At 63.0% G+C, this 18811-nt stretch carries 15 protein-coding genes; 5 read left to right on the top strand and 10 right to left on the bottom strand.

What is annotated here, in order from left to right; translation table 11 throughout:
- Window positions 1–16 precede the first annotated feature (16 nt).
- The 5 genes from MRY17_RS16185 to MRY17_RS16165 all read right to left on the bottom strand — a co-directional run bounded on the left by MRY17_RS16185 (window position 17) and on the right by MRY17_RS16165 (window position 6953).
- Window positions 17–1273 carry a Vps62-related protein gene (locus MRY17_RS16185; RefSeq protein WP_191951974.1) on the bottom strand — a complete coding sequence of 419 codons (1257 nt, stop codon included), beginning with the start codon at window positions 1271–1273 and terminating at the stop codon, window positions 17–19.
- A gap of 273 nt (window positions 1274–1546) precedes the next feature.
- A complete protein-coding gene (locus tag MRY17_RS16180) occupies window positions 1547–2302 on the bottom strand; it encodes an alpha/beta hydrolase (protein ID WP_191956743.1) in 756 nt (251 codons plus the stop codon).
- A 107-nt stretch (window positions 2303–2409) separates the two neighbouring features.
- Window positions 2410–3822: an efflux transporter outer membrane subunit gene (locus tag MRY17_RS16175; RefSeq protein WP_191956742.1), complete on the bottom strand. Its 1413-nt coding sequence runs from the start codon at window positions 3820–3822 to the stop codon at window positions 2410–2412.
- Entirely contained in the window at window positions 3815–5782 is a 1968-nt protein-coding gene (locus tag MRY17_RS16170; protein WP_181284220.1) for a MacB family efflux pump subunit, read from the bottom strand. Before MRY17_RS16170 ends, MRY17_RS16175 begins: the two co-directional genes overlap by 8 nt.
- A gap of 1 nt (window position 5783) precedes the next feature.
- Window positions 5784–6953: an efflux RND transporter periplasmic adaptor subunit gene (locus MRY17_RS16165; RefSeq protein WP_243352483.1), complete on the bottom strand. Its 1170-nt coding sequence runs from the start codon at window positions 6951–6953 to the stop codon at window positions 5784–5786.
- A gap of 256 nt (window positions 6954–7209) precedes the next feature.
- Here MRY17_RS16165 and MRY17_RS16160 point away from each other — a divergent pair, with 256 nt between their 5' ends.
- The 5 genes from MRY17_RS16160 (at window position 7210) to MRY17_RS16140 (ending at window position 12329) form a co-directional block, all read left to right on the top strand.
- Window positions 7210–7692 carry a sigma-70 family RNA polymerase sigma factor gene (locus tag MRY17_RS16160; RefSeq protein WP_181284222.1) on the top strand — a complete coding sequence of 161 codons (483 nt, stop codon included), beginning with the start codon at window positions 7210–7212 and terminating at the stop codon, window positions 7690–7692.
- Window positions 7693–7812: 120 nt separating this feature from the next.
- Entirely contained in the window at window positions 7813–9150 is a 1338-nt protein-coding gene (locus tag MRY17_RS16155; RefSeq protein WP_191951970.1) for a lysine N(6)-hydroxylase/L-ornithine N(5)-oxygenase family protein, read from the top strand.
- Between the two features lie 172 nt (window positions 9151–9322).
- A complete protein-coding gene (locus tag MRY17_RS16150; protein WP_057721656.1) occupies window positions 9323–10543 on the top strand; it encodes a putative DNA modification/repair radical SAM protein in 1221 nt (406 codons plus the stop codon).
- Entirely contained in the window at window positions 10540–11373 is an 834-nt protein-coding gene (locus MRY17_RS16145; protein WP_243352482.1) for a TIGR03915 family putative DNA repair protein, read from the top strand. The genes MRY17_RS16150 and MRY17_RS16145 overlap by 4 nt, the downstream gene beginning before the upstream one ends.
- A 62-nt stretch (window positions 11374–11435) precedes the next feature.
- A complete protein-coding gene (locus tag MRY17_RS16140; protein WP_181284226.1) occupies window positions 11436–12329 on the top strand; it encodes a GNAT family acetyltransferase in 894 nt (297 codons plus the stop codon).
- Window positions 12330–12463: 134 nt separating this feature from the next.
- On the opposite strand, the gene MRY17_RS16135 is transcribed toward MRY17_RS16140, so the two are convergent.
- The 5 genes from MRY17_RS16135 to MRY17_RS16115 all read right to left on the bottom strand — a co-directional run bounded on the left by MRY17_RS16135 (window position 12464) and on the right by MRY17_RS16115 (window position 18642).
- Window positions 12464–13483 carry a branched-chain amino acid aminotransferase gene (locus tag MRY17_RS16135; protein WP_124359018.1) on the bottom strand — a complete coding sequence of 340 codons (1020 nt, stop codon included), beginning with the start codon at window positions 13481–13483 and terminating at the stop codon, window positions 12464–12466.
- Between the two features lie 204 nt (window positions 13484–13687).
- Window positions 13688–15067: a dihydrolipoyl dehydrogenase gene (gene lpdA, locus MRY17_RS16130; protein ID WP_243352481.1), complete on the bottom strand. Its 1380-nt coding sequence runs from the start codon at window positions 15065–15067 to the stop codon at window positions 13688–13690.
- 4 nt (window positions 15068–15071) lie between these two features.
- Window positions 15072–16346, bottom strand: coding sequence for a dihydrolipoamide acetyltransferase family protein (locus MRY17_RS16125; protein WP_243352480.1), 1275 nt, complete (start codon window positions 16344–16346; stop codon window positions 15072–15074).
- Entirely contained in the window at window positions 16347–17405 is a 1059-nt protein-coding gene (locus MRY17_RS16120; protein WP_017136257.1) for an alpha-ketoacid dehydrogenase subunit beta, read from the bottom strand.
- Between the two features lies 1 nt (window position 17406).
- Entirely contained in the window at window positions 17407–18642 is a 1236-nt protein-coding gene (locus MRY17_RS16115; RefSeq protein WP_243352479.1) for a 3-methyl-2-oxobutanoate dehydrogenase (2-methylpropanoyl-transferring) subunit alpha, read from the bottom strand.
- Between the last annotated feature and the right edge of the window lie 169 nt (window positions 18643–18811).

The raw sequence follows: 18811 nt of genomic DNA, 5'->3' as shown, positions 1-18811 counted from the left end.
GCAATGGCGCGTTCACTCAGGGCAGGATAATTTCGGCGGACGTTTCTCCTGCTATGGAGCGGCTGACCCTGACGGTATTGCCCTGGGTCGCGGGGTATTCGCTCCAGTACAGGCTGTTTTCATTGCTTCTGGTATACATCTGGCCCACCTGGCGCCCATCCGCCCTGAGCAGGCGATAGTCGCTGTTGATCAGGTAGACCGCCACGGCCTTGTGAGGCCCCAGGGTGCACCAGACAGTATAGGTTTCGGATTTGGCCCAGCCCCTGGTTTGCGTACTGACCTGGGTGACGCTCAGGCTGATTTTTGCAGAGGCCTTGAAGAAACTGGCGAATTGCAGTTCGACGCTGCTTTCTGTGCCGACGGTCTGCGAGGTGCTCTCGGTGGTCGACCCATTTTCGATGTTGGTACTGGCCCAGTTGTAGCGTTGTACGGTCGAAGTGTTGTTATGCGCGTGGTTGAGCAACACGTAGTAATCCTTGCGCTCCAACTGGTAGTAGGGCGTCTGGGTCAACTGTTCCATGGGGGTCAGGTCGGGGTCTTCTATGGTGAACCAGGGCAGTTGGGTGATATAGGTCGTGGTGGTTTTCTCGAACGCTGAAGGCTTGGCGTAGCTGTGCAGAGTGGGCGCGACGGTGGGCGCCGTCGATTCAATCAGCATATGCGCGCGCAGGGCATGCGCGGGTGTGCTGGCCAAAGGTCGAGCATAGCCCGGCTGGCCCATGAAAGTGCCGGCACTGAAATACACTTCAGCCGGTGGCGCGGTGGGCGGCTTGACACTCCAGGCGGAAAAATCCGCGGGTGCGCCGGTGCCTCGATCGCTCCACAGCAGTTCGTCGATGTGCGACGTGACCACCAGATCATCACGCAGGCATCGAACCGCATCCACGGAAGGTTCAAGCAGGCCGTTGCCAGCTACCAATCCCATTGCCACATAGCCTTCGGGCGGCACCGGGCGCCAGATCGACACGTTGTACCCAGGTTGCGCAAAGGCCCATACCCGTTCGAAATCCATGGGTGGCTTCAAGGCGATACCCCTTGCTCCATTGGCGTCGGCGACCACCGGCATCGCCTGGACGCCGTCGATTATCTTGAAATTATCTTCAAGCCTGTCGCCGATCGGATAGTAGCCAGCCAGCCTCGGAGGTATGCGAGGGCGCCAGAGACTGGCGGGCGCGTCGCCAAAATGCCCATCCTCGCGACGCCGGTTGTTCCAGAAGTGAGTGAAGTTGTTAGTGAAGTTGATCAGCAAGTCTTTGTATTTAAGGGGGGCCATTGGGATCGCTCTGTTCAGTCTGGAAACCTCTGGCGGTTATCGAGCCGCCGGAGGGTTGAGTACGCTGGACAGTTGATACCTGCTGGCGAAGCGGGGAGCGGTAGATAGCTATGATTGGAACGCAGTCCAAATGTGGGAGGGGGCTTGCCCCCGATAGCGGTGCGTCAGTTACCGATATATTTACTGACACTCCGTCATCGGGGGCAAGCCCCCTCCCACATTGGGTTATGTGGTGAATCAAGAGTGATCAAACTCCGGTAGATCCGATACGGCTCACTCCCAGCCGCCACGGTCGAGACAGCGGGTGCCCGAAGGTGGCTGTTTGCCGTAGGCCAGGAACTCACCGAGCCAGCGGCTGACACAGCCGTCGGCAGTGGCCTGAGCGGGTTCCTTGAGCAGCAGCCGTTCGACGCCGGAAGCGCCCGGTTCGCCGTGCCCGGCGTTGACCAGGACCATACGTGCGATGCGTTCGGGAAACAGCGTGGCGTAGCGGTTGCCCAGGCGCGCCGCGTCGGCATTGCCGACGTAGTTGAGCCGGGCCTCGCCCAGTTGCCCGCGTACATACTCCATATCCTGTGCCGCCTGTTCGAGGGTGTCGTCCCCTTTGAGATCGCGGCTGCTCAGTTCGATCATGTCGTAGCGGTCGACGAGCGTGCGGTAAGCCTGGGTGGCATAAGACTCCCAGCGACCGGCCAGGTGCACGGCAAAGGTGGCGTTTTTAGCTGTAAGCGGCTCGCCGGACTGGATAAACACCACGCCCTCGCGGTTGAGCGGGTCGCGCGCGCCGACGCGGGTCACGCTCAAGCGTATGCGGCCGCGACCCGGCGCGGTATGGTCGCGGGGTACCGTTACCAAACCGCACTGGGTCCGGGCGAGTACTTCGGGGTCGAGCCGCTCAAAAATCGGGAAGGGGCAATCGAGTAACCAGTCAATGGCGGTGGGCGCGATCAACGGCTCGGCCAGGGCCAGGTGTGCGATCAGCCAGCCGCCGAGGCAGACCAGGCTTTTTCCAACAACGCTGGGTTTCATCAAGAGGTCCCGGGAAGCCGTGTGAAGGCGGCTTTTTTACCAAGGACCTTGGGTCTAATAATGTAAGGCGATTAAACGGATCGTGTACGAAACTGGAGTTTCGTTTATCAGGTGCCGCTATCCCAGCCACCCCCCAGCGCTTTGTACAGGGCAATGCTGGCTTGCAGGCGCGACAGTCGCAACTGCACGTTCAAGTCCTGGGCGGCGTACAGGGTGCGTTGGGTTTCCAGCACCGTGAGCAGGTCCTCGGCGCCGGCCTGGTAGCGGCTTTCGGCGATGCGGAACGCGGTCTGGGCCTGTTGCAGCTCTTCGGCTTGCCATTGGCGTTGCTGGTCGAGGCGGCTGATGCTGCTGAGGGCTTTTTCCACATCGGCAAAGCCGTTGATGATCGCCCCACGGTAGGTTTGCAGCAGCTCATCCTGACGCGCACGGGCTTTGTCGCGTTCGGCGCTCAAACGACCGTTGTTGAAGATGGGGGCCACCAGACCCGAGGTCAGGGTGTAGAACGGGCTGCGCAGGATGTCGTCAGCCTGGTACGCGCCCGAGCCAAGAGTCGCGCCCAAGGTCACCGCAGGCAGCATCGCCGCGCGGGCGACGGTGACGTCAGCGTTCGCCGCCGCCAGCTGTGCCTCGGCCTGGGCGAGGTCGGGGCGCCGGCTCAATAACTGGCTCGGCACGCCGGGGCCGATGGTAGGCCAGGTCAGCGCCTGGAACGCTTCTGTGCCCAGTTCCAGCGCCTGCACGGGCTGGCCGAGCAAGGCGGCGAGGGTGATGCGCGCCTCTTCGGCCAGTTGCTCGACCAACGGCAGTTGCCGTTGCTGGCTGGCCACCAGGCTTTTCTGTTGCGCCAGTTCCAGGGCCGTGGCGGAACCGGCGTCGTAGCGGGTTTGCACCAGCTCCAGCACCGTGCGTGCATTCGCCAGGTTCAGCTCGGCGATCTGCACGCGTTGGCGCGCCGCCAGGGTTTGTGCGTAGCGGTCGGCGACATTGCTGAGCAGGGTCAGTTCGACATTGGCCTGGTCGAACTGGCTGGCGTGCAGGCTCTGCAGCGCGCTGTCCCTGGCAGCGGCGCGACCGCCCCAGAAGTCGAGTTCGTAGCTGGCCGTGAGGTTGGCGTCATAGCTGGTCACGGTTTTGTTGCTTTCGGTGGCGTTCAGGTCCGAGTTGCCGCTGCCGCGCAGCAGCTTTTCACGGGTGGCGGTGAGGTTGAACGTGACCTCGGGCAGCAGCGGCGCCCCGGCAATCACCGCGGTTGCCTGCGCCTGGCGCACACGGGCCATGGCGGCGGCCACGTCGAAACTGTCCCGCCGGGCCTGGTCGATCAGGCGGTTGAGCGACGGGCTGCCAAAGTGCGTCCACCAGCGCAGGTGGGTGGCTTGGCTGGCCGTGCGCTCGGCATAGTGCCAGGCGGCGGGCGGCGCGATGCCGCTGTCGACGGCGGGCGGGGTGCCGGCGCAGGCGCTGAGCAGCAGGCACAGCCCGAGCGGGGAAAGCGGTGTGGGAAGGGATCGTTTATTCACTGGTCAATGCCTTAACCGGATCGAGCCGGGCAGCTTTACGGGCCGGCATAAAGCCGAATACGACGCCGGTGACCAGCGCGCAGCCAAACGCGCCGAGCATCGCCACCAGGGAAAACTGCACCGCCACGTCGGCCAGTACCAGCACGCCGCCCACCAGCAGCGCCAGGGCGATACCGAACAACCCGCCGACCACCGAGAGCATCACCGCCTCGGTGAGAAACTGGCGCAGGATGTCGCGCTGGCGGGCGCCGGTGGCCATGCGGATCCCGATTTCGCGCGTCCGTTCGCGCACGGTCATCAGCATGATATTCATCACGCCGATGCCGCCCACCAGCAGGGAAATCGCCGCAATCGAACCGAGCATCAACGACAGGGTGTTGGCCGTGCGCGCCTCGGCCTGGATCATTGCGGCGTTGTTGGTCAGGTGGTAGTCGTCCTTGCCGTGGTGCAGGCGTTTGAGCAATTGATCGATGGCCTGTTCGGCGGCGTTCACGCGGGTGGCGTCGGCGGCGGCAATCACCACGTACTCCGGGTTGTAGCTGCCGAACAGGCGAATGCTGGCGGCGGAGTAGGGGATGGCAATGCGATCGTCGCTGTCTTTATTGCCCGAACTGGAGCCTTTTTCCTGGAGCACGCCGACCACCTGGAAGGGCACGTTTTCGATCAGGATGTATTGACCGATGGGGTTGACCAGACCCTTGAACAGCTTGTCGCGCACCCGTGCGCCGATCACCGCGACGGTGGCGGCGTTGCGTTCGTCGGCCTCGGTGAAGTAGCTGCCCTCGACCACCGGCCAGTTGAAGATGGTCGGGAAATTGGTGTCATTGCCGCCCACATAGGCCATGTAGTCGATGTTGCCGAACCGCACGCCGGCTTCGGCGCCGTTGACCGGCATGATCCGTTTCACCTGTGGCAGGGTGGCCAGGGCGGCCACGTCGGCGGGGGTGATGATGCCCAGGGGCGTACGCGGATTGGGTGACGAACCACTGACATACAGAATGTTCGAGCCGAACGCGCCCATCTGCGCCATGACCTGGCGCTTGCTGCCTTCACCCACGGCCAGCATCACCACCACCGAGGCTACCCCGATAATGATGCCGAGCAGGGTCAGCGCGGTGCGAAAACGGTTGATCCACATTACCCGCCAGGCCGCCTGCAACGCATCGAGCAGTTCGGCTTTCCAGGCCCCGTTGTGTTCGGCGCCATCGGCCAGGCGCCGGCGCAGGTCCACGGCTTGCAGCGCAGCGCTGTTCGCTGGCGCCTCGGTGTGGGCGGTGGCCGAGTCGCTGATGATCAGGCCGTCGCGAATTTCGATGATGCGGTTGGCCCGCGCCGCCACTTCGCGGTCGTGGGTGATCAGGATGACCACATGGCCCTGGCTCGCCAGTTCGTCAAGCAGGGTCATCACCTCGGCGCCGCTGTGGCTGTCGAGGGCGCCGGTGGGTTCGTCGGCGAGGATGATATGCCCGCCGTTCATCAGCGCACGCGCGATGGATACCCGCTGTTGCTGACCGCCGGAGAGCTGGTGCGGACGGTTGCCGGTGCGCTCGGCCAAGCCCAGTCGGGTGAGCAGGGCGGTGGCGCGGGCGTGCCGTTCGCCGGCACTGATGCCGGCATAGATCGCCGGCATCTCGACGTTTTCCCGGGCCGATGCCGACGGGATCAGGTGGTAGCCCTGGAACACAAAGCCGAAGGCTTCGCGGCGCAGCCAGGCCAGTTCGTCGCTGCCCAGTTGGGCGACGTTTTCCCCGGCGAACAGGTAATCGCCTTCGCTCGGGCGATCGAGGCAACCGAGGATATTCATCAACGTCGACTTGCCCGAGCCCGATGCGCCGACGATGGCGACGAACTCCCCGGCATGGATCGACAGGTCGATGCCGCGCAGCACGTCGACCTGCGGGCTGTCGCCGCCGCCGTAGGATTTACGGATGTGCTTGAGTTCGATCAGTGGCGTGGTCAACTCAACCCCCGCTGCCGTCGGCCGGGCCGATCAACAGATGATCGCCTTCGTCGAGGCCGTCCAGCACTTGCACGCGCAGGCGGTCGCTGATCCCCAGGCGCACCGTGCGCTGCTCGATGCTGCCGTTCTTCGCCACTACCCGGGCCGTTTGCGTATCCGCCGTGGGCGTGCCTTGCAGCGCGGCGACCGGCACGGTAAGGGCGTCCTTGACCTGGCTTGCGACGAAAAATACCTGGGTGGTCATTTCCGCCATCAGCGCATTATCGGCGTTGTCGACGTCCAGCAATACCGTGTACAGCACTACCCGACCGGTGCCGCTTTTGCTGGTGCTGCTCGGGCTGCCGCTGCCCTGGGTTTCGTTCAAGGGCTTGGGCGGAATCGGCAGGATCTGCCGCACCGTGCTGGTCCAGCGCCGACTGCCGCCGCTCAAGGTGGTGAAATACGCACTCATGCCGGGTTTGACATGGCCAATGTCCGCCTCCGACACTTCAGCCCACACCGTCATTGGCGACAGTTTGGCGATGCGCAGGATCAGCGGGGTCTGTTGTTGCGCGTTTAGAGTCTGCCCGACCCGCGCATCCACCGCGACCACGGTACCGGCCATCGGCGCGTAGATGCGCGTATAACCCAGTTCCGCTTCGTCGCTGCGCAGGCTGGCCCGGGCCTGGCGGATCTGGGCCTGGAACATGTCGACCCGCGCCTGGGTCGCGCTCAGTTCGGCCATGGCGGTTTGGACATCTTCTTCACGGGTGGCGTTACCGGCGCTCAGGCGTTGCTGGCGCTGGTATTTCTGGCGCGCCAAGGCGTGCTGGGCTTTCTGCTCCTGCAACTGCGCCTGCAGGTTTTCGATGGCGTAGCGGCTGGCATCGAGCTTGGCTTTTTGCGTCGAAGGGTCGATCTCCACCAACAACTGGCCTTCCTTGACCTGATCGCCGGCCTCGACGTGGATCTTCTGGATCTGCCCGGAAGCCTGGGCGCCGACATCCACATAGCGCCGCGGTTGCAGGGTGCCCAGGGCCGTGACGCTGTTTTCGATATCGCCACGGGTGACCGTCACGGTGGCCAGGGTGTCGCGGCCCGGCGCAAGGCCTTGCCAGGTGACGAACGCAACGATGGGAATCAGGCACGCCACCACAAGCAGGGCGCGTCGGGCAGGTCGAGGGCGGTTCATGCGTAGGTTCCAGCCAGGAAAGATCGGGGCGCAGTCGCGCAGAGCTGACAGGTAAACGAAGAAAATGCCCGGGGATTTAGGCTGTTACACGCGCGGTTACAGGTTGTATGAAGAAAAAAATCGACCGTTGATGCGAGACTTCTTTAAAAGTAGATGAGAATTACTATAAATTGCACACACTCAAACTGCCATCATCGATGGATGTGTTTCTACGCAGGTTGGCATCGTCCGCACCACGGCCATGGGGCCAGGAGTCATGTTGGAAAACTACTATCGCGAGCTGGTGTGTTTCCTCAACGCCAAGCTGGGCAACCGTCAGGTGGCCGAGGATGTGGTGCATGACGCGTACGTGCGGGTGCTGGAGCGCTCCAGTGATACGCCGATCGAACAGCCGCGCGCGTTCCTGTACCGCACTGCGTTGAACCTGGTGATCGATGGCCATCGGCGCAACGCCCTGCGCCAGGTGGAGCCGCTGGAGGTGCTGGATGCCGAAGAACGCTTCGCGCTCTGTTCACCCCACGCCAGCCACGACCAGAGCCAGCGCCTGGAGATGCTCGAGCGTGCCCTGGCCGAGTTGCCGGCGGCCTGCCGCGACAGTTTCCTGATGCGCAAACTCGACGGCCTGTCCCACCTGCAAATCGCCGAGCGCCTGGGCATTTCCCGCGCCCTGGTGGAAAAGCACATCGTCAATGCCATGAAGCACTGCCGGTTGCGCATGCGTGAGTGGGAAGCGCACTGAAGCGCTGTTAGTTAAATTTTATTTCACTGTCCTCGTTTCCTATCAACACACGGCCTGTTGTTCAGGCCATGAAGGTATTCCCGCCCCGACCGCCAAGGGGCTTATCCAGAGGACACTGGAATGACACAGGCAATTGCTTCGCCCGCGGTTCACGACCTGATCGGTATCGGCTTCGGCCCTTCGAACCTGGCGCTGGCCATCGCCCTGCAGGAGCGTGAGAAGGCCCAGGGCAAACTGGACGTGCTGTTTCTCGACAAACAAGCCGACTACCGCTGGCACGGCAATACCCTGGTGACCCAGAGCGAGTTGCAGATTTCCTTCCTCAAGGACCTGGTGACCCTGCGCAACCCCACCAGCCCGTATTCCTTCGTCAATTACCTCAAGGCCCACGACCGCCTGGTGGACTTCATCAACCTGGGTACGTTCTACCCGTGCCGCATGGAGTACAACGACTACCTGCGCTGGGTCGCCGGGCAATTCCAGGCCCAGGCCCGCTACGGCGAGGAAGTGCTGGCCATCGAGCCGATCCTGCACCAGCAACAGGTTGAAGCGCTGCGCGTGATTTCCCGCGATGCGCTGGGCGAGCAGCATGTGCGCACCACACGCTCGGTGGTGGTCAGCGCCGGCGGCACGCCGCGTATTCCCGAGGCGTTCAAGGCGCTCAAGGGCGACAGCCGGGTGTTTCACCACTCCCAGTACCTGGAGCGCATGGCCAGCCAGCCGTGTGTCGACGGCCAGGCCATGCGCATCGCGGTGATCGGCGGTGGCCAGAGCGCCGCCGAAGCCTTTATCGACCTCAACGACAGCTTCCCGTCGGTGCAGGTCGACCTGATCCTGCGTGGCTCGGCGCTCAAACCGGCGGATGATAGTCCGTTCGTCAACGAAGTGTTCTCCCCGGCCTTTACCGACCTGGTGTTCCAGCAAGTCGGCGCTGAGCGTGAACGCCTGGTCGCCGAGTACCAGAACACCAATTATTCGGTGGTCGACCTGGACCTGATCGAGCGCATCTACGGCATCTTCTATCGCCAGAAAGTCTCCGGCATCGCGCGCCAGGCGTTCCGCACCATGACGGTGGTCGAAAAAGCCACCCCCGGCCCGCTGGGCATCGAACTGACACTGCGCAACAACGCTACCGGCGAAACCTGCGTGAATCACTACGACGCGGTGATCCTCGCCACTGGCTATGAGCGCCAGATGCACCGCGAACTGCTCGCGCCGCTGGAAGCTTACATGGGTGATTTCGAAGTGGCCCGCGACTACCGCATCGTCACCGACGAGCGCTGCAACGCCGGCATTTACATCCAGGGGTTCAGCCAGGCCAGCCATGGTCTGAGCGATACGTTGCTGTCGGTGCTGCCGATTCGGGCGGATGAAATTGCCGCGTCGTTGTATGCCAATGACCGTAGCCGTGGCAGCGCGCGCTCGGTGCAGGACCTGCTGCTCGCCACTGCAAGCTGACCGGATTCTGTAGGAGCGAGCTTGCTCGCGAAGAACGCGAGGGCGCCGGGTTGATTCAGAAGGGGCGCGTTATCGTTGACGTTTTTCGCGAGCAAGCTCGCTCCTACAGGCGGTACTTGTGACAAGCAGATGTTGCTGATACTGTACAAAAAACCAGTATCGGTAGTTCTCCATGCAGTTGATCGAAAAACTCAGCATCCTCGCCGACGCCGCCAAGTATGACGCTTCGTGCGCCAGCAGTGGTGCGCCCAAGCGCAGCTCCGAAGGCAAGGCCGGGCTGGGTTCCACCGATGGCATGGGTATTTGCCACAGCTACACGCCCGACGGCCGTTGCGTGTCGCTGCTCAAGGTGCTGCTTACCAACTTCTGTCTCTACGACTGCCAATACTGCGTCAACCGCCGCTCCAGCGATGTGCCCCGTGCGCGCTTCAGCCCGGAAGAGGTGGTCACCCTGACCCTGGATTTCTACAAGCGCAATTGCGTCAGCGGCTTGTTTCTCAGTTCCGGCATCATCCGTTCGGCCGACTACACCATGGAACAGTTGGTGCGGGTCGCCAAGCTGCTGCGCGAAGAGCATGACTTTCGCGGCTATATCCATCTCAAGACCATTCCCGAGGCCGACCCCGCGCTGATCGCCGAGGCCGGACGCTATGCCGACCGCCTGAGCGTGAATATCGAACTGCCCACCGATGCCAGCCTGCAAACCCTGGCGCCGGAAAAGCAGATCGTCTCGATCAAGCAGGCCATGCAGACCATTTACACCGGTGAACAGACGGTGCTCAACGAACCCCGCGCACCGCGCTTCGCCCCGGCCGGGCAGAGCACCCAGATGATCGTCGGCGCCGACGACACCGACGACAGCACCATCCTGCACGGTGCCGAAGCCTTGTATGGCAATTACAAGCTGCGCCGCGTGTATTACTCGGCGTTCAGCCCGATTCCCAACAGCCCCAAGAGCGTGCCCCTGGCTGCGCCGCCGTTGATGCGAGAGCATCGTTTGTACCAGGCCGACTTCCTGTTGCGCAGCTACGGCTTCAGCGCCAATGAGCTGTTCGAAGGCCCCGGCCACCTGGCCCTGGATATCGACCCCAAGCTGGCGTGGGCCCTGGAGCATCGCGAGGTGTTCCCACTGGACCTGAACCGCGCCGAGCCAACCTTGATCGCACGCATCCCCGGCATTGGCCTGCGCACCACCCAACGCCTGGTAGACCTGCGCCGCGAACGCAAGATCCGCTTCGAAGACCTGGCGCGCATGCGCTGCGTGCTGGCCAAGGCCAAGCCGTTCTTCATCACCAGCGATTACCACCCGCAGCAGGCCGACAGCACCAGCGTATTGCTGCGCGAACAGCTGCGCGATCGCCCGCAACCGCAACAAATGGGGTTGTGGGGATGATCAGCCTGGAATGCGACAACCTGTTCAGCACGTGGCGCGAACAGGCGCGCTGGCTGCTCAGCCATCAGGTCGACCCCAGCCAGGTGAGCTGGGGCGAGGCCGAGGTGGCGGATTTGTTTGCCACCGACGAGCCCATTGCGTCCGAGCCGGGTCCGTTCCAGGCGCGTATTCCCAAGGCCTTGTTGCAACTGCTGGAGTCGGCCGCGTGCTACCGGGGCGATCAGCGTTGGAGTTTGCTCTACGAAGTGTTGTGGCGGGTCAGTCATGGCGACCGCACGGCCATGCTGGCAGGTGATAAGTTGGGCAGCGAGTTGCAGCGTCGCATCAAGCAGGTCAGCCGTGAAGCCCATCACTTGCATGCGTTTGTGCGGTTCATCGCGCTGCCGGCCGAAGCGGGCCCTGAACTGCCGGAGTACGTGGCCTGGCACGAGCCGGCCCACGATATTTTGCACAGTGCCAGCCAGCATTTTATCGGGCGCATGGGTCGTCATCGCTGGATGATCGCGACGCCCCTGGACGGGGTGTATTACGACGGCGAGCAATTGATTCACCAACGCCAGTGCCCCGAGGCGTGGCAGCAACTGGCGCAGAATGTCGAAGACCCGCACAGCGCCATGTGGTTGACCTATTACAGCCACATCTTCAACCCGGCGCGCTTGAACCCCAAGGTGATGGAGGGGCATTTGCCGAGCCGGTTCTGGAAGAACCTGCCGGAGGGCAAGTTGATTCCGGGGCTGATCAGCGAGGCGCGCACGGGCAAGCAGAAGGATGGGCAGGCCAGTCTGGTGGGCACCAAGCCCGGCAAGCGCATTTCAAGCGGGCACAGTTAGAAAATAGGGGTGGGGACTTGGTATGGTGGTGTCTGTCAAAGCGCCCTCGGCCAGGAGCAATCATGTCTACCGCTGTTCGTCTTGCCCAAACCGCCGATGCCGAAGGCATCAGCCAGGTCATCCTGGCGGCCTTGCACAGCAGCAATGCACAGGATTACCCGGCGGATGTGATTGCCCGAGTGGCGGGCAATTTCACTCCCGATGCCGTGCTGGCGCTGCTCAAGCGCCGTGTCGTGCTGGTGGCCATCCAGGATCAGGTGATTGTCGCCACCGCTGCCCTCGACGCCAACGTGGTGCGCTCGGTGTTCGTCAACCCGGCGCTGCAAGGGCAGGGCATTGGGCGGCTGTTGATGATCGAGATCGAACTGCGCGCCCGCGAAGCCGGGGTGACGGTGTTGAGTGTGCCGTCCTCGCTGACCGCCGAGCCGTTCTACAGCAAGCTGGGGTTTCACACCGTGCGCGATGTCTATCACGGCAATGAGCGCACGCTGGTCATGGAAAAGGCCCTGCTGTCTCGGCACCCCATCGGCCCGTATCGCGACCGCCAGCACCGCACGCAAGTGGTTGAGTTGTGGCAGCAGGCGTTCGGCTATGACACCGCGCATAACCTGCCGACCCTGGCGATCGACAAGAAGCTGGCGGTCAATGACGGGTTGTTCTTTGTCGCGACCGATAAAAAGGCCGTGATCGGTACGATTCTCGCCGGCTATGACGGCCATCGCGGTTGGCTGTACTCGGTGGCGGTGCGTGCCGACTATCGCCGCCACGGCCTGGGATCGTCGTTGGTACGTTACGCGGAACAGGCGTTGACGGCGCTGGGGTGCATGAAGATCAACCTGCAGATTACCGGCGGCAATGACGCGGTGGTGGGGTTCTACGAGGCTTTGGGATACGGGGTGGAGCCGAGGATCAGCATGGGCAAGAAGATTGCCGGGAATATTCCTCCCCAATCTTGAGAACACGGGAGGCAAATGTGGGAGGGGGCTTGCCCCCGATGGCATGGTGTCAGTCACTGAAGATGTTGACTGATTCACCGCCATCGGGGGCAAGCCCCCTCCCACAGGTTTTGCAGGGTTGCTGAGGCAGTGGCTTAGACCTTGACGATCCAACCCGCCGGCGCTTCAACGTCACCGGTCTGCACGCCCGTCAGCTCTTTGTAGAGCTTCTGGGTAATCGGGCCCACTTCGGTTTCGCTGTGGAACACATGCAGCTTGCCGTTGTACTGGATACCGCCGATCGGCGAGATCACCGCAGCGGTGCCGCACGCGCCGGCTTCCTTGAATTGGTCCAGCTTGTCGATGAACACCTCGCCCTCGACCACGGTAAGGCCCAGGCGGCTTTGGGCCAGTTCGATCAGCGACAGGCGGGTGATGCCGGGCAGCACCGAAGGCGATTTCGGCGTGATGAACTGGTTGTCATGGGTGATGCCGAAGAAGTTGGCCGAGCCGACTTCTTCGATTTTCGAATGGGTCATCGGGTCCAGGTAGATCGCGTCGGCGAAGCCGGATTTTTTCGCTTCCGAGCCCGGCATCAGGCTGGCGGCGTAGTTGCCGCCCACTTTCGCGGCACCGGTGCCCTGTGGGGCGGCGCGGTCGAAGGTGGAGATCTGGAAGTTGTGGGGCACCAGGCCGCCTTTGAAATAGGCGCCGACCGGGATGGCGAACACCGAGAAGATGAACTCCGGCGCGGTGCGCACACCGATGTTGTCACCGGTGCCGATCACGAACGGGCGCAGGTACAGCGCGCCGCCGCTGCCGTAAGGCGGGATGAAGCGCTCGTTGGCCTTGACCACTTGCTTGCAGGCGTCGATGAAGTCTTCGGTCGATACATGCGGCATCAGCAGGCGGGCGCAGCTGCGCTGCATGCGCGCGGCGTTCTGGTCCGGACGGAACAGGTTGATCGAGCCGTCCTTGCAGCGATAGGCCTTTAGGCCCTCAAAGCACTGCTGGCCATAGTGCAGGGCGGTGGAGCCCTCGCTGATGTGCAGCACGTTGTCGTCGGTCAGGGTGCCTGCTTGCCATTCGCCGTTTTTCCAGACCTGGAGAAACCGCTTGTCGGTCTTGATGTAGTCAAAACCCAGCTTGTCCCAATTGATGCTTTCGTTACCCATGACACCCTCTAATCTCTGGTCAAGTCGGATTTTTTTCTGGATGGGCTCAACAATACTGCATTCTGGGCCGGTGTGGGAGCGGGCGGTTGGACCATTCAACATCTCTATTGGCCGATCCACTGCTATCGGGGGCAAGCCCCCTCCCACATTTGAAATGCATTCCAATGTGGGAGGGGGCTTGCCCCCGATGGCCTCGCCACTGTTCTACAGGTGCAATGCATGCCCCAACGCCCGCAAGGCGGCTTCCTGCACCGCTTCGCCCAAGGTCGGATGGGCATGGATCGTGCCCGCCACATCCTCCAGGCGTGAACCCATTTCCAGACTCAGGCCAAACGCAGTGGACAGCTCCGACACGCCAGCCCCCACCGCCTGCCAGCCGACAATCAGGTGATTGTCACGCCGTGCCACGACCCGTACAAAGCCGGTTTTCGACTCCAGGGTCATGGCCCGGCCGTTGGCGGCGAACGGGAAGCTCGACACAATGCAGTCCAGGCCGGCCGCCTTGGCTTCGTCCGGGGTCTTGCCGACCACCACCAGTTCCGGGTCGGTAAAGCACACTGCCGGAATCGCCGCCGGGTTGAATTCGCGTGATTTGCCGCTGATCAGTTCGGCCACCATCTCGCCCTGTGCCATCGCCCGGTGCGCCAGCATCGGCTCGCCGCTGAGGTCGCCGATGGCATACACATTGCGCATGCTGGTCTGGCAACGGCTGTCGATCTTGACCGCCGCGCCGTTCATGTCCAGGTTCAGCGCTTCGAGGTTGAAGCCCTGGGTGTTGGGTTTGCGCCCCACGGCCACCAGCACCTGGTCCGTCTCCAGCGACAGGGTGTCGCCATTCGGATCGCGCACTTGCAGGCAGTTATCGGCAAAGCCGGTGACGCTGTGCTTGAGGTACAGCTTGACCCCGAGTTGTTTGATCGATTCGTTAACCGGCTGGGTCAGCTCGGCGTCATAGGCCGGCAGGATGCGATCCTGGGCCTCGACCACGCTGACGTCGGCACCGAGCTTGCGATAGGCGATGCCCAGCTCCAGGCCGATATAACCGCCACCCACCACGATCAGCCGCTTCGGTACGTGGCTAGGGGCCAGGGCTTCGGTGGATGAAATGACCGGCCCGCCCAGCGGCAGCATCGGCAGCTCGACGCTTTTCGAACCGGTGGCCAGCAGCAGGTGTTCGCACTGGATGCGCTGTTCGCCGACGTCGACGGTCTTGCCGTCCACCACCCTGGCCCAACCGTGGATCACCTGCACCTTGTGTTTCTTCAGCAGCGCGGCGACGCCGGTGGTCAGGCGGTCGACGATGCCGTCCTTCCATTCCACGCTCTTGCGGATGTCCAGAGTCGGCGCAGCCACTTCGATGCCCAGCGGCGAGCCCTGGCTGTGGTGCACGCTTTGCTGGAACTGTTCGGCCACGTGGATCAAGGCCTTGGATGGAATGCAGCCGATGTTCAGGCAGGTGCCGCCCAACGCCTGGCCTTCCACCAGAATCGTCGGGATGCCCAGTTGGCCGGCGCGAATCGCGGCCACGTAACCGCCAGGGCCGCCGCCGATAATCAGCAGCGTGGTGTGCAGTGTCTGAGTCATGGCCTTACTCCAGGAACAGGCTGGCGGGTTGTTCGAGCAGGCCGCGCACGGCCTGGATGAATTGCGCCGCGTCCATGCCATCGACCACACGGTGATCGAACGAGCTGGAGAGGTTCATCATCTTGCGCACCACGATCTGGCCCTTGATCACCATCGGCCGCTCGACGATACGGTTGACGCCGATAATCGCCACTTCCGGCAGGTTCAGCACCGGCGTGCTGACGATGCCGCCCAGGGCGCCGAGGCTGGTCAGGGTAATGGTCGAGCCCGACAGCTCATCGCGGCTGGCCTTGCCGTTGCGGGCGGCCGTTGCCAGTCGCGTGATTTCTTCGGCCGTGCCCCACAGGTTGCGGGCTTCGGCGTGGCGCACTACCGGCACCATGAGGCCGACGTCGCTCTGGGTGGCGACGCCGACATGCACTGCGCCGAGGCGGGTGATGACCTGGGCTTCGTCGTCGTAGCGGGCGTTGATCTGCGGGAAATCGCGCAGTGCCACTACCATGGCACGCACGATGAACGGCAGCAGCGTCAGCTTGCCGCGTGCGGCGCCGTGTTTTTCGTTGAGGTGCACGCGCAGCTCGTCCAACGCGGTGACGTCGATTTCTTCCACGTAGCTGAAATGCGCGGCGCGGCGGGTGGCGTCCTGCATGCGCTGGGCGATCTTGCGGCGCATGCCGATCACCGGAATCTGGTGCTCGTCGGTGCGTTCGGCATAGGGATTGGCGGTTGCCGAAAGTGTGCTAGCGCCTTGCTGAAGGTAGGCCTCGAGATCTTCATGCAGGATCCGCCCGGCCGGCCCGGAGCCCTGTACAAGGCGCAACGGGATACCCGCATCCAGGGCATGCTTGCGCACGGCGGGGGAGGCCAGCGGGCGCTCATTGGCCTCCCGGGCCACCGGCGCCTGGGCGTTGGGCGCGATAGGCGCGGGCTTGCTTTGAACCGGTTCCCTTTGAACCGGCTTCGGCGTGCTTTCCACCACCGGCGCGGCTTTTTCCACCGGTGCGGCCACGGCCGGCGCTTCCTTGGCGTTACCGGCGCCTTCCACTTCAATGCTGATCAGGATACTGCCCACCGCCATGACTTCACCCGGCTCGCCGCCAAGAGAAATCACCTTGCCATGGACCGGCGAGGGAATGTCCACCATCGCCTTGTCGGTCATCACATCCGCCAGCACCTGGTCTTCAACCACCAGGTCGCCAACCTTCACATGCCACTGCGACAGTTCAACTTCCGCGATGCCTTCGCCAATGTCCGGCATCTTGATAACGTGCGTGCCCATTCAGACCTCCATGACCCGTTTCAACGCCGCGCCCACTCGGGACGGGCCTGGGAAATACGCCCACTCCTGCGCGTGCGGGTAGGGTGTGTCCCAACCGGTGACGCGCTCGATCGGCGCTTCCAGGTGATGGAAGCAATGCTCCTGCACCAGCGACACCAGTTCGGCGCCAAAACCGCAGGTACGCGTGGCTTCGTGCACCACCACGCAACGGCCGGTCTTTTTCACGGAGTTGACGATGGTTTCCAGGTCCAGCGGCCAAAGGCTGCGCAGGTCGATGACTTCGGCGTCGATGCCGGTTTCTTCGGCCGCCACTTGCGACACATACACCGTGGTGCCGTAGGTCAGCACGGTCACGGCCGAGCCCGGACGCACGATGGCGGCCACGTCCAGGGGCACGGTGTAGTAACCGTCCGGCACCTGGGCTTGCGGGTGTTTTGACCACGGCGTCACCGGACGGTCATGGTGGCCATCGAACGGGCCGTTATACAGGCGCTTGGGTTCAAGGAAGATCACCGGGTCATCGTTTTCGATGGAGGCGATCAGCAGGCCCTTGGCGTCATAGGGGTTGGACGGCATCACCGTGCGCAGGCCGCAGACCTGGGTGAACACCGCTTCGATACTCTGGCTGTGGGTCTGGCCGCCGTAGATGCCACCGCCGCACGGCATGCGCATGGTCAGGGGCGCGGTGAACTGGCCGGCCGAGCGATAACGCAGGCGTGCGGCCTCGGAGATGATCTGGTCGGTGGCGGGGTAGACGTAGTCGGCAAACTGGATTTCCGCGACCGGACGCAGGCCGTAGGCGCCCATGCCCACCGCCACGCCGACGATGCCGCTTTCGGAAATCGGTGCGTCGAATACCCGCGAGCTGCCGTACTTGGTCTGCAGACCTTCGGTGCAGCGGAACACGCCGCCGAAGTAACCGACGTCCTGGCCGAACACCACCACGTTGTCGTCCCGTTCAAGCATCACATCCATGGCCGAGCGCAGGGCCTGGATCATGGTCATGGTGGTGGTGGTCATGGCGGTTTCCAGTTCGATGCTGTTGTTGTGATCGTTCATGTCAGACCCCCAGCTCTTGACGCTGGCGCTTCAAGTGCTCCGGCATCTCTTTATAGACGTCTTCGAACATGGTCGCGGCGCTTGGAATCTGGCCACCGGCCAGAGTGCCGTACTGTTCGGCCTGTTTTTGCGCGGCGATGACTTCGGCCTCAAGTTCGGCACTGACCGCCGCGTGTTCCTCGTCGGACCACTGGCCGATCCTGATCAGGTGCTGCTTGAGGCGCGCAATCGGATCGCCCAACGGGAAGTGGCTCCAGTCATCGGCTGGGCGGTACTTGGATGGATCATCGGAGGTGGAATGCGGACCGGCGCGGTAGGTGACCCACTCGATCAGCGTCGGGCCCAGGTTGCGCCGTGCGCGCTCGGCGGCCCAGGCGGAGGCGGCGTACACGGCGATAAAGTCGTTGCCGTCGACGCGCAGGGAGGCGATACCGCAACCGACGCCGCGTCCGGCGAACGTTGTGGCTTCACCGCCGGCAATGGCCTGGAAGGTGGAGATCGCCCACTGGTTGTTGACCACGTTGAGGATCACCGGCGCACGGTACACGTGGGCAAAGGTGAGGGCGGTGTGGAAGTCCGATTCTGCGGTAGCACCGTCGCCGATCCAGGCCGAGGCGATCTTGGTATCACCCTTGATCGCCGAGGCCATGCCCCAGCCCACACCTTGTACGAATTGGGTGGCAAGGTTGCCGGAAATGGTGAAGAAACCGGCGTCCTTGACCGAGTACATGATCGGCAACTGGCGGCCCTTGAGCGGGTCGCGCTCGTTGGACAGCAGTTGGCAGATCAGGTCCACCAGCGGCACGTCGCGGGCCATCAGGATGCTTTGCTGGCGGTAGGTGGGGAAGCACATGTCGTCGATGTTCAAGGCCAGGGCCTGGGCACTGCCAATGGCTTCTTCGCCAAGGCTTTGCATGTAGAACGACATTTTTTTCTGACGCTGGGCGACCACCATGCGGTTGTCGAAGATGCGCGTCTTGAGCATCGCGCGCATGCCTTTGCGCATGACGTCTGCCGAGATACCCTCGGCCCACGGGCCCAGGGCCTGGCCCTGGTCGTCGAGGACGCGGATCAGGCCCTTGGCCAGATCGGCGGTATCGGACGGTTCCACGTCGATGGCGGGTTTGCGTACCAGGCCGGCGTCGGTCAGACGCAGGTAGGTGAAGTCGGTCTTGCAGCCCGGGCGGCCCGAGGGTTCGGGAACGTGCAGGCGCAGCGGTGCATACGGCTGGTTCATGGCTTTCTACGCTCGATCTTGTGAATTTCTTGTAGTGGGCGCACTAGCTGGCAGTCAGTCTTCGGGTGGAAGAAATCTTGTCCTACAACAATCATAGGCGTGGCGTAGAAGAATATTTATCTGTGTTTCGTTGCGCTCAGGATCATTTGCGGATAAAAAATCTGCATAA

This window comes from Pseudomonas orientalis, assembly GCF_022807995.1.
Lineage (GTDB): Bacteria > Pseudomonadota > Gammaproteobacteria > Pseudomonadales > Pseudomonadaceae > Aquipseudomonas > Aquipseudomonas orientalis_B.
Note: the sequence above shows the minus strand (reverse complement) of the source record. Positions and strands in the feature narration are given on the sequence as shown.

What these genes read in the sequence shown, in the direction of transcription:
- MRY17_RS16185 (WP_191951974.1), bottom strand. Translation starts at nt 1,273, where the DNA reads ATGGCCCCCCTTAAATACAAAGACTTGCTGATCAACTTCACTAACAAC.
- MRY17_RS16180 (WP_191956743.1), bottom strand. Translation starts at nt 2,302, where the DNA reads ATGAAACCCAGCGTTGTTGGAAAAAGCCTGGTCTGCCTCGGCGGCTGG.
- MRY17_RS16165 (WP_243352483.1), bottom strand. Translation starts at nt 6,953, where the DNA reads ATGAACCGCCCTCGACCTGCCCGACGCGCCCTGCTTGTGGTGGCGTGC.
- MRY17_RS16160 (WP_181284222.1), top strand. Translation starts at nt 7,210, where the DNA reads ATGTTGGAAAACTACTATCGCGAGCTGGTGTGTTTCCTCAACGCCAAG.
- MRY17_RS16155 (WP_191951970.1), top strand. Translation starts at nt 7,813, where the DNA reads ATGACACAGGCAATTGCTTCGCCCGCGGTTCACGACCTGATCGGTATC.
- MRY17_RS16150 (WP_057721656.1), top strand. Translation starts at nt 9,323, where the DNA reads ATGCAGTTGATCGAAAAACTCAGCATCCTCGCCGACGCCGCCAAGTAT.
- MRY17_RS16145 (WP_243352482.1), top strand. Translation starts at nt 10,540, where the DNA reads ATGATCAGCCTGGAATGCGACAACCTGTTCAGCACGTGGCGCGAACAG.
- MRY17_RS16140 (WP_181284226.1), top strand. Translation starts at nt 11,436, where the DNA reads ATGTCTACCGCTGTTCGTCTTGCCCAAACCGCCGATGCCGAAGGCATC.
- MRY17_RS16135 (WP_124359018.1), bottom strand. Translation starts at nt 13,483, where the DNA reads ATGGGTAACGAAAGCATCAATTGGGACAAGCTGGGTTTTGACTACATC.
- lpdA (WP_243352481.1), bottom strand. Translation starts at nt 15,067, where the DNA reads ATGACTCAGACACTGCACACCACGCTGCTGATTATCGGCGGCGGCCCT.
- MRY17_RS16125 (WP_243352480.1), bottom strand. Translation starts at nt 16,346, where the DNA reads ATGGGCACGCACGTTATCAAGATGCCGGACATTGGCGAAGGCATCGCG.
- MRY17_RS16120 (WP_017136257.1), bottom strand. Translation starts at nt 17,405, where the DNA reads ATGAACGATCACAACAACAGCATCGAACTGGAAACCGCCATGACCACC.
- MRY17_RS16115 (WP_243352479.1), bottom strand. Translation starts at nt 18,642, where the DNA reads ATGAACCAGCCGTATGCACCGCTGCGCCTGCACGTTCCCGAACCCTCG.